General features: G+C 70.9%; 14 protein-coding genes. 9 read left to right on the top strand and 5 right to left on the bottom strand.

Annotated features, from left to right (window positions below):
* Positions 1-11: 11 nt before the first annotated feature.
* From JMJ55_RS11695 to JMJ55_RS11685, 3 genes are read left to right on the top strand one after another with little or no spacing between them, the layout of a single operon-like run.
* Positions 12-1,067: a type III polyketide synthase gene (locus JMJ55_RS11695; RefSeq protein WP_202825736.1), complete on the top strand. Its 1,056-nt coding sequence runs from the start codon at positions 12-14 to the stop codon at positions 1,065-1,067.
* Positions 1,067-1,747 (top strand): methyltransferase domain-containing protein, encoded by a 681-nt coding sequence (locus JMJ55_RS11690; protein WP_202825735.1) that lies wholly within the window; start codon positions 1,067-1,069, stop codon positions 1,745-1,747. The genes JMJ55_RS11695 and JMJ55_RS11690 overlap by 1 nt, the downstream gene beginning before the upstream one ends.
* Positions 1,740-2,774, top strand: coding sequence for an NAD(P)/FAD-dependent oxidoreductase (locus JMJ55_RS11685; RefSeq protein WP_202825734.1), 1,035 nt, complete (start codon positions 1,740-1,742; stop codon positions 2,772-2,774). The genes JMJ55_RS11690 and JMJ55_RS11685 overlap by 8 nt, the downstream gene beginning before the upstream one ends.
* Before the next feature lie 15 nt (positions 2,775-2,789).
* On the opposite strand, the gene JMJ55_RS11680 is transcribed toward JMJ55_RS11685, so the two are convergent.
* The 3 genes from JMJ55_RS11680 to JMJ55_RS11670 are packed head-to-tail and all read right to left on the bottom strand — an operon-like array spanning position 2,790 to position 5,762.
* Positions 2,790-3,761 carry a tripartite tricarboxylate transporter substrate binding protein gene (locus JMJ55_RS11680; protein ID WP_202825733.1) on the bottom strand — a complete coding sequence of 324 codons (972 nt, stop codon included), beginning with the start codon at positions 3,759-3,761 and terminating at the stop codon, positions 2,790-2,792.
* 20 nt (positions 3,762-3,781) lie between these two features.
* Entirely contained in the window at positions 3,782-4,753 is a 972-nt protein-coding gene (locus JMJ55_RS11675) for a tripartite tricarboxylate transporter substrate binding protein (RefSeq protein WP_202825732.1), read from the bottom strand.
* A gap of 28 nt (positions 4,754-4,781) precedes the next feature.
* The gene (locus tag JMJ55_RS11670) at positions 4,782-5,762 is read right to left on the bottom strand and encodes a tripartite tricarboxylate transporter substrate binding protein (RefSeq protein ID WP_202825731.1); all 981 of its coding nucleotides are present in this window, start codon (positions 5,760-5,762) and stop codon (positions 4,782-4,784) included.
* A 143-nt stretch (positions 5,763-5,905) separates the two neighbouring features.
* Between JMJ55_RS11670 and JMJ55_RS11665 the strand changes: the two genes are divergently transcribed.
* Both JMJ55_RS11665 and lpdA read left to right on the top strand, forming a co-directional pair.
* A complete protein-coding gene (locus JMJ55_RS11665; RefSeq protein ID WP_202825730.1) occupies positions 5,906-7,228 on the top strand; it encodes an MFS family transporter in 1,323 nt (440 codons plus the stop codon).
* Between the two features lie 61 nt (positions 7,229-7,289).
* Positions 7,290-8,681 carry a dihydrolipoyl dehydrogenase gene (lpdA, locus tag JMJ55_RS11660; protein ID WP_202825729.1) on the top strand — a complete coding sequence of 464 codons (1,392 nt, stop codon included), beginning with the start codon at positions 7,290-7,292 and terminating at the stop codon, positions 8,679-8,681.
* A gap of 10 nt (positions 8,682-8,691) precedes the next feature.
* On the opposite strand, the gene JMJ55_RS11655 is transcribed toward lpdA, so the two are convergent.
* A complete protein-coding gene (locus JMJ55_RS11655; protein ID WP_202825728.1) occupies positions 8,692-8,949 on the bottom strand; it encodes a DUF2798 domain-containing protein in 258 nt (85 codons plus the stop codon).
* A gap of 101 nt (positions 8,950-9,050) precedes the next feature.
* Between JMJ55_RS11655 and JMJ55_RS11650 the strand changes: the two genes are divergently transcribed.
* Complete coding sequence (locus JMJ55_RS11650; protein WP_202825727.1) at positions 9,051-10,106, top strand: DNA adenine methylase; 1,056 nt, start codon at positions 9,051-9,053, stop codon at positions 10,104-10,106.
* Positions 10,107-10,145: 39 nt separating this feature from the next.
* Positions 10,146-11,342, top strand: a complete 1,197-nt coding sequence (locus JMJ55_RS11645; RefSeq protein WP_202825726.1) for an MFS transporter — start codon at positions 10,146-10,148, stop codon at positions 11,340-11,342.
* Here the strand turns inward: JMJ55_RS11645 and JMJ55_RS11640 are convergent.
* Positions 11,302-12,120 (bottom strand): AraC family transcriptional regulator, encoded by an 819-nt coding sequence (locus JMJ55_RS11640; RefSeq protein WP_202825725.1) that lies wholly within the window; start codon positions 12,118-12,120, stop codon positions 11,302-11,304. The genes JMJ55_RS11645 and JMJ55_RS11640 overlap by 41 nt on opposite strands.
* Positions 12,121-12,173: 53 nt before the next feature.
* Here JMJ55_RS11640 and JMJ55_RS11635 point away from each other — a divergent pair, with 53 nt between their 5' ends.
* The gene (locus tag JMJ55_RS11635; RefSeq protein ID WP_202825724.1) at positions 12,174-13,418 is read left to right on the top strand and encodes an MFS transporter; all 1,245 of its coding nucleotides are present in this window, start codon (positions 12,174-12,176) and stop codon (positions 13,416-13,418) included.
* 108 nt (positions 13,419-13,526) lie between these two features.
* Positions 13,527-14,267 (top strand): class I SAM-dependent methyltransferase, encoded by a 741-nt coding sequence (locus JMJ55_RS11630; protein ID WP_202825723.1) that lies wholly within the window; start codon positions 13,527-13,529, stop codon positions 14,265-14,267.
* Positions 14,268-14,320: the final 53 nt, after the last annotated feature.

Genomic DNA, 14,320 nt, shown 5'->3' with positions numbered 1-14,320 from the left:
GCAGGACACGCGTGACCCAGGCCTATATCAACCGCATCGGCACCGCCGTCCCCCGGCATGAGGTGCATGACACCTTCCGCCGCTTCGCCGACCGGCAGATCACCGATCCCCGCATCCGCACCGCCTTCGCCCGGCTGGCCGAGCGCTCGCAGATCGAGACGCGGCATTCGGTGCTGGAGCCGGAGCCGGATGCCAGCGGGACTACCGACAGCTTCTACCGGACCGACGCCTTCCCCAGCACCGCCGCCCGCATGGCCCGCTACGAGCGCGAGGCCCCGGCGCTGGCCGAAGCCGCCTGCCTGGCGATGGGGCTGGAAGAGGAGGGGCCGCGCATCACCCATCTCGTCTTCGCCACCTGCACCGGCTTCGCCGCCCCCGGCCTCGACCAGTGGCTGATCCGCCGTTTCGGCCTGCCAGGGAATGTCGAGCGCAGCATCGTCGGCTTCATGGGCTGCCAGGCCGCGATCAACGCGCTGAAGCTCGCCCACCATATCGTCCGCAGCGACGCGCGGGCGCGGGTGCTGGTGATCAACCTCGAGCTCTGCACCCTGCACCTCCAGCCGAGCAGCGAGATCGAGCAGCTCCTTTGCTTCCTGCTCTTCGCCGATGGGGCGAGCGCGGCGCTGGTGACGGCGGAGCCGCAGGGCATCGGCATCGAGGGCTTCCATGCCGCGCTGATCCCGGAGGCCGCCGACCAGATCACCTGGCGCATCGGCGATGGCGGCTTCGACATGACGCTCTCGGGCTTCGTGCCGCTGACCCTGGCCCGCGCCCTGCCGGAGGAAGCCGCGGCGATCCTCGCCGGCGAGGCGGCGGATGCCTACGACCTCTGGGCGGTGCATCCGGGCGGGCGGAGCGTGCTGGACGGCGTCATCCACGGGCTGAACCTGCCGGAGCATGCGCTGGATGTCAGCCGGGCGGTGCTGCGGGAGCATGGCAACATGTCCTCCGCCACCGTCATGTTCGTGCTGCAGCGGATGCTGGCAGCGCCGCGCGGGCAGCGCGGCTGCGCGCTGGCCTTCGGCCCCGGCCTCTCGGCCGAGACCATGCGCTTCCGCATCGCCTGATGCGCGAGCGCAGCGCCGCCGCCGAATGGATGGACGATGCGGCGGCGACGGAGGCGGAATTCGCCTCGGCCTTGCGGGATCTCGCCCGCATCAACCGGATGAGCCTCGCCTACCGCCCGACGCTGCGCTGGCTCGACCGGCTGGTGGCGGAGACGGGGGTGCGGCAGCTCTCCGTGCTCGATATCGGCTTCGGCGGCGGCGACATGCTGGCGGCGGTCGCGCGCTGGGGTGAGCGACGGGGCGTCGCGGTGGAACTCGTCGGGCTGGACCGCAGCCCCTGGGCGGCGCGCTATGCGGCGGCGGCGGGGATCGAGGCGCGCTTCATCACCGCCGACCTCTTCGACCTGCCGGAGAGCGAGCGCTTCGACGTCGTGCTGTGCAGCCTCTTCACCCATCACCTGCGCGACCCGGAATTGGTGCGCTTCCTCCGCTGGCTGCCGGGGCGGGCGCGGCGAGGCTGGCTGATCTCCGACCTGCACCGGCACTGGCTGCCCTGGAGCTTCGTCTGGGGCGCGGTGCGGGCGCTGCGGATGGATCCGATGGTGGTGCATGACAGCACCGTCTCCATCGCCCGCGGCTTCACCCGCGCCGATTGGGAGAGGCTGGTGGCCGAGGCCGGCATCGCGGCCCGGATCGACTGGGCCTTCCCCTTCAAATGGATCGTCTCCGCCCGTGCCTGAGCTGGCCGTCATCGGCGCCGGGCCGGCGGGCTGCGCGGCGGCCATCGCCTTGACGCGGGCGGGGCGGGAGGTGGTGCTGCTGGAGCGCGGCACGGCCCCGCGGGAGAGCGTCTGCGGCGAATTCCTCGGCCCGGATGCGGCGGCGGCCCTGCGCCGGCTCGGCCTCGACCTGGCGGCGCTCGGCGGTATCCCGTTGCGGCGGGTGCGGATCGCCCATGGCGCGCGGGAGGCGGATGTGGCGCTGCCCTTCCCCGCCTGGGCCCTGCCGAGGCTGGTGCTGGACGGGGCCTTGCAGGCGGCGGCGGGGAGGGTGCTGCGGCGCGGCGTCACCGTGCTCGGCGCCGAGCGGGCGGGGGAGGGGTGGCGGCTGCGCACCCCTTCGGGCGAGATCCAGGCGCGGCAGGTGGTGCTGGCGACCGGGAAGCACGCCCTGCGCGGCCATCCGCGCGAGGGCGCGCCCCCGCCCGCGATCGGCCTCAAGCTGCACCTGGCGGGGGTGGAGATGGCGGATGCCGTGGCGCTGCTGCCCTTCGCCGGCGGCTATGCCGGGCTGCAGCCGCTGCCGGGCGGCGGGGCCAATCTCTGCGCCGCGCTGCAGGGGCCGCCGGGCGATCTCCTGGCGCGTGTGGCGGCGGGATCGGCACTCGGGGCGCGGCTGCTGCGGGATGCGACGCCGCTCTGGGACCGGCCGCTCGCCATCGCGGGTGTGCCCTATGGCTTCCGCCAGCCCGCCGCCGGGCCGCCCGGGCTCTTTCGCGTCGGCGACCAGGCGGCGGTGATCCCGAGCTTCACCGGGGAGGGCGTGGCGCTGGCGCTGCAGTCCGGCCTCGCCGCGGCCGAGGCGATCCTGGCCGGGCGGGAGGCGGCAGCCTTCCACGCCGCCTGGCGCCGCCGCAGCGCCGGGCCGATGCGCTGGGCGGGCCTTGCCGCCTGGGTCCTGCGCGCCTCGCCCTCGGCCTTCGCGGCGGTCGGGGCAGTTGGGCCGGTGGCGCGGCTCGTCGCGGCGCGGACGCGGATGGCGGCCTGACCCGCCGCGTCCGGCTCAATCGATGCTGATGCCGAGCCGGGCCACCGTCTCCCGCTCGTACTGCACCCGCTCGCGGGCGAAGGCGAGATACTCGCGCGGGCCGAGATACTCGTTCGGCAGCTCCCAGCGCTTCATGATCGCCTGGCTGGCCTCGTCCTCGAAGGCCTTCTTCAGCGTGCGATGGAGGATGTCCACCACCTCCAGTTCCATCCCCTTCGGCCCGGCCAGGCCATAGGGCGAGGTGACGCTCATCCCGTAGCCGAGCTCCTTCAGCGTCGGCACGTCGGGGAAGCTCGGCAGCCGCGTCGGCGTCCAGGCGGCGAGCAGGCGGAACTCGCCGGTCTCCACCTGCGGGCGCCAGGACTGGCTGTCGGCGACGATGTCGATCTGCCGACCCAGCAGGGCGGTCACCCCCTCCTGGCTGCCGCGCATCGGCACATGCGTCATCTCCGCCCGCTCGCGGGTGAGGATGTCCTCCATCGCCAGGTGGTTGGTGGTGGCGATGCCGCTGGTCGAATAGGTCAGGCGGCCGGGGGCGCGGCGGGCGGCCTCCATGAGATCGGCATGCGTCTTCCACGGGCTGTCGCCGCGCACCGCGGTGCCGAAGACGAAGCCGGTGAGCTGCATGATGTAGGTGAAATCCGCGACCGGATCCCAGGTCGTCTGCCGCGTCAGGAAGGGGTGGCGGAGGATCGAAAGGTGGTGGTGGGCGATGGTGTAGCCATCCGGCTTCGCCTGCTGGATCAGGAACATCGCGGCGCGGGTGCCGCGGGCGCCGGCCATGTTCTCGATGATGATCGATTGGCCGAGATCCTTCGCCGCGATCTCGAACATCTGCCGGTGCAGCGCGTCGAGCGAGCCGCCCGGCGGCCAGGGGATGAGGCAGCGGATCTGCCGGTTGGGAAAGCGCCCCTGGCCAAGCGCCGGGGCCGCGAGCAGGCCGGCCGCCGCGCCGAGAAGGGCGCGGCGGGTGGATGTCTTCTTCATTCGGTCCTCCCTGTGCCCGGTCAGCCGTCGAGGCTGAGGTTCAGCCGCTTGACCATCATCTTCTCGTACTCGACCCGCTTGGCGAGGAAGTCGCGGTAGTCGGCGGTGTTGCGGTAGACCAGCGGCATGTCGAACTGGCCGCGGATGCGCTCGTTCTCCGGGTCGAAGAGCGCGGCCTTGAAGGCATCGTGCAGCACCCGCACCACGCCCTCGTCCATGCCCTTCGGGCCGCTGACGCCATAGGGCGAGGTCACCTCCATGTCGTAGCCCAGCTCCTTCAGCGTCGGCACGGTCGGGAAGCGGGCGGCGCGCTCGGCGGTCCAGACCGAGAGGGCCCGCATCGACCCCGCCTCGACGAAGGGCGCCCAGGCGCTGCTGTCGGAGACCATGTCCACCTGCCCGGCCAGCGCCGCCGTCACCCCCTCGTTGGAGCCGCGGAAGGGGACGTGGGTGATCTCCACCTTCTCCTGCTCCAGCATGGTCTCCATCGCCAGGTGGTTCGTCGTGCCGGTGCCGCTGGTCGAATAGGTCAGCTTGCCGGGATTGGCCCGGGCATAGGCGATCATCTCCTGCCAGGTCGCGAAGCGGCTGTCGGCCTTGACGGCGGTGCCGAAGAGCCAGCCGGTGAGGCCGATGATGTGGGTGAAGTCCCGCACCGGGTCCCAGAGCGGGGTCTTCATCATCCAGGGCCGGCGCAGCACGGAGAGGTGCATCTGCGTGAGCGTGTAGCCATCCGGCCGCGCCTGCTGGGCGACGGTCATCGGCCCGAGCGTGCCGCCCGCCCCCGGCTTGTTCTCGATCACCACCGGCTGGCCGAGCGCCTTGCTGGCGATCTCGCCCATGGAGCGGAGCTGCGCATCGGCCGAGCCGCCCGCCGGCCAGGGGATGACGAGGCGGATCGGCCGGTCCGGGAAGCGGGGCTGGGCCAGGGCAGGGGCGGCGAGGCTGCTCGCGGCGATCGCGATCGCCCCGCGGCGGGTGATGGATGGCATTCTTCAGGCGTCTCCCGGTCTTCGTGCTTCAGTCGATCCTGAGCTTCAGCCGCTCCGCCATAGCCTTCTCGTATTGGGCCCGGCGGGTGATGAAGCTCCGGTAGTCCTCGGTATCGTAATACTCCAGCGGCATGTCGAATTGCGCCCGGACCGCGACATTGGCCGGGTCGAACAGCGCCGCCTTGCAGGCGTCATGCAGCACACGGACCACACCCGGGTCCATCCCCTTCGGCCCGGCCAGGCCATAGGGGGAGGTCACGACCATGTCGTAGCCCAACTCCTTCAGGGTCGGCGCATCGGGGAAGCGGGGCGAGCGCTCGGCCGTCCAGACACAGATCAGCCGGAGCTGCCCGCCATCCACCAACGGCGCCCAGGCGGAGCTGTCGGCGACGCTCATGACCTCGCCGGACGCGACGGCGACCGCCGCCTCGTTCGAGGCACGGTAGGGGACATGGACCAGCTCCACCCCCTCCCGCGCTGCCAGCTCCTCCATGGTCAGGTGGTTGGTCGTGGCGATGCCAGAGGTGGTGTAGGTCAGCCGCCCGGGGTTGGCGCGGGCATAGGCGAGGTAGTCCGCCCAGGTCTTGATCGGCCCGTCCGCCTTCACGGCGATTCCGAACATCCAGCCGCACAGGCCGATGATATGGGTGAAGTCGTTCACCGGATCCCAGGGCGGGGTGCGGGTGATGAAGGGCCGCCGCACGATCGACAGATGCATCTGGCTGATCGTGTAGCCGTCCGGCCGCGCCTGGGTCGTCAGATGCATGGCACCCATGGTGCCGGAGGCACCGGGGCGGTTCTCCACCACCACCGACTGGCCGAGCGCCCGCCCGGCGAGCTCCGCCAGCGAGCGGAGTTGGGCATCGGCCGAGCCTCCCGGCGGCCAGGGAATGACGAGGCGGATGGGGCGGTCCGGGTATCGCCCCTGCCCGAGAGCCGGCGCCGCCAGCGCCGCGCCGCCAAGGGCCAGCGCCGCGCGCCGGCCGAGCCGTGTCCGATCGATCCTCATACCCAGGGCCTCCCGTCCCGCGGGGGCCGGTTAGGCTCCGGCCCCTCGTTGCAGCTCCAGTCTGGCGGGCCGGGCCGGTCGGAGGGAAGCCTTTTGCCACCCGAGGGCCGAAGCTGCGTTGCGGGGGCAGCAGGAGAAGCCCGATGGATGCCACGACCCCCACCGCCCCGCCCGATTCGGTCCTCGACCGGCGCCGCCGGATCTTCGCGATCATCGGCGGCTCCTCGGGCAATCTGGTCGAGTGGTACGACTTCTATGTCTATTCCTTCTGCTCGCTCTACTTCGCGGCCGAGTTCTTCCCCTCCGGCGACCGCACCTCGCAGCTGCTCGCCGCCGCCGGGGTCTTCGCCGCCGGCTTCCTGGTCCGCCCGATCGGCGGCTGGATCTTCGGCCGGCTGGCCGACCGGCGCGGCCGGCGCTTTTCCATGATGGCCTCGGTGCTGCTGATGTGCGGCGGGTCGCTGATGATCGCCCTGCTGCCGACCCATGCGAGCGTCGGGCTGCTCGCCCCGGTGCTGCTGACCGTGGCGCGGCTGGCCCAGGGACTCTCGGTCGGCGGCGAATACGGCACCAGCGCCACCTACATGTCGGAAGTCGCAGAGCCCGGCCATCGCGGCTTCTATGCCAGCTTCCAATACGTCACCCTGATCGGCGGCCAGCTGCTGGCCGTGCTGGTCATCGTCATCCTCGAAGCCCTGCTGACGAATGAGCAGATGCGCGCCTGGGGCTGGCGCATCCCCTTCATCATCGGGGCCGCGGCGGCGGTGATCGCCCTTTTCCTCCGCCGCGCCCTGCATGAGACGCAGAGCGCCAAGGCCTCGCAGCGGCCCGAGGCCGGCTCGCTCCGCGCCCTGCTGCGGCATCCGAAGCCGCTGCTGCTGGTGCTCGGCCTGACCGCGGGCGGCAGCCTCAGCTTCTATGTCTTCACCACCTTCATGCAGAAATACCTGGTGAACACCGTGCATTTCGAGGCCCGCACCGTCAGCGCCACCATGGCCTGGGTGCTGCTGGCCTTCATGGTGGTGCAGCCCCTCTTCGGCGCCATCGCCGACCGGGTGGGACGGCGGACCATGCTGCTCGCCTTCGGCGGCCTCGGGGCGCTGATGACGGTGCCTCTGCTCACCGCCATCGGCCATGCCTCCTCGCCGCTGATGGCGGGGCTGCTGGTGCTGGCGGGGCTCGCGGTGGTGTCCTGCTACACCTCGATCAGCGGGCTGGTGAAGGCGGAGCTCTTTCCGGCCGAGGTCCGGGCGCTCGGCGTCGGCCTGCCCTATGCGGTAGCCAATGCGCTGTTCGGCGGCACGGCGGAATATGTCGGGCTCTGGTTCAAGTCGGTCGGGGCCGAGAGCGGCTTCTTCTGGTACGTGACCGGCTTCTTCGCTCTGGCCCTGGTCACCGCCTGGTTCATGCCGGAGACGAGGATCGAGAGCCACCTGACCCGGGAGGACCGGACGGCGGCCGCCTAGGCTTGCCTTGGGACCCGCCTCGGGCCAGTTTCCGCCGCGAAATTCCGGCCCGAGGACCCCCATGCCCGACAGCTTCGACCTCATTGTCATCGGCTCCGGCCCCGGCGGCTATGTCTGCGCCATCCGCGCCGCCCAGCTCGGGCTGAAGACGGCCTGCGTGGAGAAGCGCGCGACGCTCGGCGGCACCTGCCTCAACATCGGCTGCATCCCCTCCAAGGCACTGCTCCAGAGCAGCGAGAATTTCGAGGAAGCCGCGCACAAGCTGGCCGATCATGGGGTGATGATCGACGGCGTGAAGCTCGACCTTGCCAAGATGCAGGCCCGCAAGGGCGAGGTGGTGAACGCCAATGTGAAAGGCGTCGAATTCCTCTTCCGCAAGAACAAGGTCACCTGGCTGAAGGGCGCTGGGAAGATCACCGCCCCCGGCCAGGTCGAGGTGAATGGCGAGACCTATTCCACCAAGGCCATCGTCATCGCCACGGGCAGCGACAGCACCCCGCTGCGCGGGGTCGAGGTGGATGAGAAGCGCGTCGTCACCTCGACCGGCGCGCTGGAGCTGGACAAGGTCCCCGGCCATCTCGTCGTCATTGGCGGCGGCGTCATCGGGCTCGAGCTCGGCTCGGTCTGGAAGCGGCTCGGCGCGCAGGTGACGGTGATCGAATATCTCGACCGGCTGGTGCCGGGAATGGATGCCGAGCTCGCCAAGCAGGCCGAGCGGCTGTTCGGCAAGCAGGGGATGAAGTTCCGCCTCAAGTCCAAGGTGACGGCGGCGAAGCAGAATGCCGATGGCGTGACGCTCACCGTCGAGCCCGCCGCCGGCGGCGCCGCGGAGGAAATCAAGGCCGATGTCGTGCTGCTCGCCATCGGCCGGCGGCCCTATACCGAGGGCCTTGGCCTCGACACGGTGGGTGTTGCGCTCGACGAGCGTGGCCGCGTCGTCACCGACGCGCATTTCGCTACCAATGTCCCCGGCATCTACGCCATCGGCGACTGCATCGCCGGCGCCATGCTCGCCCACAAGGCCGAGGAGGAGGGCGTCGCGGTGGCCGAGATCCTCGCCGGCCAGGCAGGGCATGTGAATTACGGCGCCATCCCGGGCGTCGTGTACACCTGGCCCGAGATCGCCTCGGTCGGCGCGACGGAGGAGGAGTTGAAGGCCCAGGGCGTCGCCTACAAATCCGGCAAATTCCCCTTCACCGCCAATGGCCGGGCGCGGGCGATGAACGACACGGACGGCTTCGTGAAGATCCTGGCGGATGCGAAGACCGACAAGGTGCTCGGCGCCCATATCATCGGACCGGATGCCGGCACGCTGATCGCCGAGATGGCGCTGGCCATCGAATTCGGCGCCAGCGCCGAGGATGTGGCCCGCACCAGCCATGCCCATCCGACGCTGAACGAGGCGGTGAAGGAAGCCGCGCTCGCCGCCGACGGCCGCGCGCTGCACATCTGAGGCGGGGTGGTCAGCGCGTTTCCGGCGCGCTGACCACCAGCCCGACCAGCCGCCGCACCAGCGGCAGCACGATGATCAGGACCGGGAAGGCGACCACCCAGGACAGGGCCCAGGAGACGGGCCATTGGTGCAGCGCCTCCGCGGTCGGGCCGAGCGCCGTCAGGGTGGAGATGCCGGAGACCGCGCAGGTCATGATGACCGAGAGGATCAGCGGCAGCACCACCGCGGCATAGCGGGCCGGGAGCTTGCGGAAGCGGGGCAGGGTCATCGCGAAATCCCGGATGCCGGAGGGGCGATCCGTAACCGCGGCCCGGCGGCTTGCCAAGGCAGCGCTTGCCGGGACTCGGTGCGGCAGGCGATCCTTCGCGGGTGATCAAGTATATCGGCTCCAAGCGCGCCCTGCTGACGCATATCCTGGCGGCGATCGGCGCCTCGGCCCCGGCGGGCGCCCCAGGGGGGGTAACGGTCGCGGACCTCTTCTCCGGCACCGCCCGGGTCGGCCATGCGCTGAAGGGCGCGGGCTACCGGGTGCTGGCCAATGACCACAACGCCTTCGCCCATAGGCTGGCCACCTGCTACGTCCAGGCCGATGCGGAGCGCTGGGCGGAAAAGGCCACCCGCATCCTGGCCGACCTCCAGCGCCTGCCGCCACGCGCCGGCTGGTTCACCGAGACCTATTGCGTCGCCGCCCGCTATTTCCACCCGGACAACGGCGCCCGAATCGAGGCGATCCGCGAGGCGATCGCGGCCATGGGCGCCGAGCCGGAGCTGGAGGCGATTCTGCTCACCTCGCTGCTGGAGGCCGCCGACCGGGTGGACAGCACCGCCGGTCTGCAGATGGCCTATATGAAGCGCTGGGCGCCGCGGGCGCTGAACCCGCTCTCGCTCCGCCTGCCGGCCTTGCTGCCGCGCCCTGCCGCCGGCGCCTGCGTGGCCCTCTCCGGCGAGGCGGAGGCGGTGGCGGCAGGGATCGATTGCGACCTCGCCTATCTCGACCCGCCCTACAACCAGCATTCCTATCTGCGGAATTACCATGTCTGGGAGACGCTGGTGCGCTGGGACCAGCCGGAGGTCTATGGCATCGCCATGAAGCGCGTCGATTGCCAGAGCCGGCTGTCCGCCTTCAACAGCCGCCCCGGGATCGGCCCGGCGCTGGCGCGCACCATCGCCGCGCTGCGCTGCCCGACCCTCGTCGTCTCCTTCAACAATGAGGGCTATCTGGACCGCGCGGCGCTGGAGGCGATGCTTAGGCCGCGCGGCCATCTGCAGGTCGTCGAGATTCCCTATGGCCGCTATGTCGGCGCCAAGATCGGCATCCACAATCCGAAGGGCGAGAAGGTCGGCACGGTCCGCCACCTGACCAATACCGAATTCATCTTCATCGTCAGCGAGAACCGCATCGTCCTGCCATCCCGCGCGGCGTGAGGGATTGGCGGCGGCGCTGGATCAGGGGAGGATTGGTCCATGACCAGTACGCCCGATCCCCGTTTCGTCGCCCTCCTGCTCGGGATCGGCCAGACCCTCGCCTGGGGCACCAGCTACTACCTGCCGGCACTGCTGGCGCCGGTGGTGGTGCAGGATCTCGGCGCCGATCGGGCGCTGGTCTATGGCGCCTTCTCGCTGGCGCTGTTGATCTCCGGCCTGGTCGCGCCACGGGTCGGCCGGGCGATCGAGCGGCTGGGTGGGCGGCCGGTGATGCTGGCCTCCTCGGCGGTGATCGGCATCGGGCTGGCGCTGCTCGGCCTGTTGCCGGGGCTCTGGGGCTGGTTCGCCGGCTGGGTGGTGCTCGGCCTCGGCATGGCCCTCGGCCTCTATGAGGCGGCCTTCGCCACGCTCGGCCAGCTCTATGGCCGCAATGCGCGGCGGGCGATCACCATGGTGACGCTGCTCGGTGGCTTCGCCAGCACGGTCGGCTGGCCCGCGACGGCGGCGCTGCTGCCGGAGGTCGGCTGGCGCGGCACCTGCCTCGTCTATGCCGCGGTGAACCTGCTGGTGGTGCTGCCGGTCTATGCCCTGCTGCCGCGCGCCGCGACGGGGGCGGCGGCGCCGGGTGCCGTGGCCGATCCGGGCGAGATTCCGCTGCCGGCGGACTGGGTGCGGCGCAGCTTCCTCTTCCTCGCCGCCTTCTTCACGCTGAGGGCGCTGATCAGCACCACCATGTCGGTGCAACTGCCGGCCATGCTGGGTGGGCTCGGCCTCTCGGTCGGGGCGGCGGTCGGGGCGGCGGCGCTGATGGGGCCGTCCCAGGTTGGCGGGCGGCTGCTGGAATTCACCCTCGGCAAGCAGGTGCATCCGCTGCGCGTCGCCTGGCTCGGCGGCGGGCTGCTGCCGCTCGGCGCCCTGCTGCTGATGCTGGTGGGGCCGGTGGCGGCGGTGCCCTTCGTCCTGCTCTATGGCGCCAGCAACGGCATCATCACCATCTGCCGCGGCGCGGTGCCGCTCGCCCTGTTCGGTCCGCGCGGCTATCCGGTGCTGATGGGCAAGCTGGCCCTGCCGGTGCTGGTTTCCCAGGCGGCGGCGCCGATCCTGACCGCGCCGTTGGTCGCCGAGCTGCCGGCCATGGCCGTGCTCGGGCTGACGGGGCTGGTGGGGCTGCTGGCCATGGCCTGCCTCGTGCCGCTCAGGGCAGCGCCGCCGGCCCCGCTCCACCGCCCGGCGTGACGCCGAAGGCGGCGCGGAAGGCCGCCCCGAAGGCCGGGGCGCTGGCATAGCCGACGGTCGCCGCGGCGCGGGCCGGCGGCATCCCCTGGGCGAGCAGCACCGCTGCTTCCGCCAGCCGCAGCATCTGCCGCCAGCGGCCGAAGCTCATCCCTGTTTCCTCGCGGAACAGGCGTGTCAGGGTGCGCGGGCTGGCGCCGCAATGCCGCGCCCAATCCTCGAGGCCGAGGGGCTGGGCCGGATCGGCCTGCAGGGCCGCCGCCAGCCGCCGGAGCCGCGGGTCGCGCAGCGCCGGCAGGCCGAGCGGCAGGCGCGTGGCGCGTGCGATCTCGTCGAGGATCAGGGCGGTGATATGCCCGCCGCGCCCGGCTTCGTCCCATTCCAGCGGCTCGGCGCAGGCGGCCAGCACCAGCTCCCGCAGCAGGGGCGAGACGGCGAGCACCGTCACCACCTCCGGCCCCGCCGCGGCGGCATCGGCGCGGAGGAAGAGCGCCCGCATGGCGACCGGCCCCTGCATCGCCGTCACATGTGGGACCCGCGCCGGCATCCAGAGCGCCCGGCCCGGCGGCAGGACGAAGCCGGCGGTGTCGGTCGAAATCCGCATCACCCCGCGCGTGGCATAGAGAAGCTGCGCCCGCGTATGGGCATGGCGCGGCACGCTCTCGCCATCGACATAGTCGCGGGTGAAGCCGGCCAGCGGCCGGTCCACCCCGTCCTCCGGCAGGTTGCGCAGCGGCGCCTCGGGCAATTGGCCGGATGCCGACAGGATTTGGCCAGCCATCGTCATCCGGCCAGGATAATCTCGGGCGAAAGCCTTCGGGAATGGAAAACGCCATGCATGATCAGGCCGCCCGGCAGATCCTCTTCGTCAACCTGGCGCATGTCTTCACCCATTACTGCCTGCTGATCCTGGCGACCGCGGTGCTCGGGATGGTGCAGCAGGCGCCGGCCGCCTTCGGGCAGGATTATGGGCCGATCCTGGCGCTGGGGACGGGCATGTTCGTGCTCTATGGGCTCGGCTCGTTGCCGATGGGCTGGCTGGCGGCGCGGTTCGGGCGCAAGGCCATGATGGCCGCCTTCTTCCTCGGCACCGGCGGGGCGATGATGCTGGCGGGCCTCGCCGAGCGGCCGCTGACGCTGGGCATCGCGCTCGCCCTGGTAGGCGGCTTCGCCGCCATCTACCACCCGATCGGCACGGCGATGCTGGTGGAGGCCGCCTCCGCCACGCCGGATGCGAAGGTCGGCCGTGCGGTCGGGATCAATGGCGTCTTCGGCAATCTCGGCGTCGCACTCGCCCCGGTGGTCACGGCGCTGCTCGCCGCCCGGCTCGGCTGGCATTGGGCCTTCGTGCTGCCCGGCGCGCTCTGCGCCCTGGTCGGCCTGGCCTGGCTGCGGGAACCAAGCTTCGATGCCGCCAAGGCCGCCGCCGGCGCCAAGCCCTTCCCGACCATCCCGCCCGCCGTGGTGCGCCGCGCGGTCGCGGTATTGCTGACGATCGCCGCCGTCTCCGGCCTCGTTTTCAACGCCTTCACCCTGCTGATCCCGAAGCTGATGGAGGAGCGGCTGGCCGGCTCGCCGGACCTGCTGCCGGTGGTTGGCATGCTGGCCTTCGGCGCCACGCTCTGCGGCGGGCTGACGCAGTTCACCGTCGGGCGGCTGATCGACCGCTACACGCTGAAGCGCGTCTTCCTGCCGCTGGCCCTGGTGCAGGTGCCCTGCCTGGTGCTGCTCTCGATGGTGCAGGGCTGGCTGGTGCTGCCGCTGGCGGCGCTGATGGCGGCTTCGGTCTTCGGGCAGGTGACGGTGAACGAGACGATGACCGCCCGCTATGTCGCGCCGGCGCTGCGGGTGAAGCTCTATTCCATCCGCTTCACCATCGGCTTCCTCGGCGCCGCCGCGGCCTCGCCCCTGATCGGCTTCCTGCATGAGGCGACGGGGGGCCTCTCCGCCGCGATGCTGGTGCTGGCCGGATTCGGCGCGGTGACCTTCGCCTGCGCGCTGCTCTTCCCCGACCGGAAGGAGGAACTGCGGCCCGAGCTCTGGGCGCAGTCGAGTGCCTCCTTCGCGGCAGCGGAATGAAACAGAATACGATATCCTGCGGACACATCTGCTTGAGGCAGGAGGCCGCATCGGTTACGGTCGTGCCGTATCTGATGACGATGGCGTGACGACCGCCGCGGAGTACCCATGTCTGTTTCCCCGCCCGAATCCTGGATTCGCGCCGTTACGCCCGGCAAGAGCTTCGTCGATATCGGCGGCATTGGTGAATGGTCCTGCAACGAACGGGTCAGCGCCGCCCTCGGCGTCGGTGCCAGCCGGGTGGCGATGGCCGATATCCAGCCCTTCAGCTCGGACTACTGGACCTTCTTCCACGACAAGATGGCCGGGATGGGCATCGGCCGCGGCCGATACGAATGCCATGAGCGCGTCGACATCACCCGCGCCGACCTGCCGGAGCAGCTGCCGCGCTTCGACGTGCTGCATTCCACCGGCATCCTCTACCATGTCGCGGATCCGGTGACGGCGCTCTACAACCTGACCCGCGTCACCGGCCGATGGCTGATCACCAACACGGTCATCATGCCAGCCAAGGTGGAGAACGAGTTCGGCACCATCGAATGCCCGGACGGGATGGCCTTCCTGCTGCCCGCCATGTCCGAGGCGCAGCGCGACATCATGCGTCAGCACTATAAGACGAAATTCGGCTGGAGCATCGACGACACCGCCCCGCGGCCGCAGCAATCCGGCGCGATGATGCCCCACCGCACCGAGGAGGGGCTGAGCTGCTGGCCCTATTGGTGGCTGATGAGCATCCCGGCCTTCCGCACCCTGGTGAACGTCATGGGCTTCGCCGTGCGCGAGGAATACACCTGGGAGGAGCATGCCCATTTCATGCTCTGCGAGCGCGTCGATCCGCTCAAGGGCTGAGGCGGCGGCCGTATCCGTCGCCGGATGTTGACCGCCGGGCTGGCCCCGGCGAC

This window comes from Belnapia mucosa, assembly GCF_016775475.1.
GTDB classification, from domain to species: domain Bacteria; phylum Pseudomonadota; class Alphaproteobacteria; order Acetobacterales; family Acetobacteraceae; genus Belnapia; species Belnapia mucosa.
Note: the sequence above shows the minus strand (reverse complement) of the source record. Positions and strands in the feature narration are given on the sequence as shown.

What these genes read in the sequence shown, in the direction of transcription:
- JMJ55_RS11640 (WP_202825725.1), bottom strand. Translation starts at nt 12,120, where the DNA reads ATGGCTGGCCAAATCCTGTCGGCATCCGGCCAATTGCCCGAGGCGCCG.
- JMJ55_RS11655 (WP_202825728.1), bottom strand. Translation starts at nt 8,949, where the DNA reads ATGACCCTGCCCCGCTTCCGCAAGCTCCCGGCCCGCTATGCCGCGGTG.
- JMJ55_RS11670 (WP_202825731.1), bottom strand. Translation starts at nt 5,762, where the DNA reads ATGAGGATCGATCGGACACGGCTCGGCCGGCGCGCGGCGCTGGCCCTT.
- JMJ55_RS11665 (WP_202825730.1), top strand. Translation starts at nt 5,906, where the DNA reads ATGGATGCCACGACCCCCACCGCCCCGCCCGATTCGGTCCTCGACCGG.
- lpdA (WP_202825729.1), top strand. Translation starts at nt 7,290, where the DNA reads ATGCCCGACAGCTTCGACCTCATTGTCATCGGCTCCGGCCCCGGCGGC.
- JMJ55_RS11690 (WP_202825735.1), top strand. Translation starts at nt 1,067, where the DNA reads ATGCGCGAGCGCAGCGCCGCCGCCGAATGGATGGACGATGCGGCGGCG.
- JMJ55_RS11675 (WP_202825732.1), bottom strand. Translation starts at nt 4,753, where the DNA reads ATGCCATCCATCACCCGCCGCGGGGCGATCGCGATCGCCGCGAGCAGC.
- JMJ55_RS11630 (WP_202825723.1), top strand. Translation starts at nt 13,527, where the DNA reads ATGTCTGTTTCCCCGCCCGAATCCTGGATTCGCGCCGTTACGCCCGGC.
- JMJ55_RS11635 (WP_202825724.1), top strand. Translation starts at nt 12,174, where the DNA reads ATGCATGATCAGGCCGCCCGGCAGATCCTCTTCGTCAACCTGGCGCAT.
- JMJ55_RS11645 (WP_202825726.1), top strand. Translation starts at nt 10,146, where the DNA reads ATGACCAGTACGCCCGATCCCCGTTTCGTCGCCCTCCTGCTCGGGATC.
- JMJ55_RS11680 (WP_202825733.1), bottom strand. Translation starts at nt 3,761, where the DNA reads ATGAAGAAGACATCCACCCGCCGCGCCCTTCTCGGCGCGGCGGCCGGC.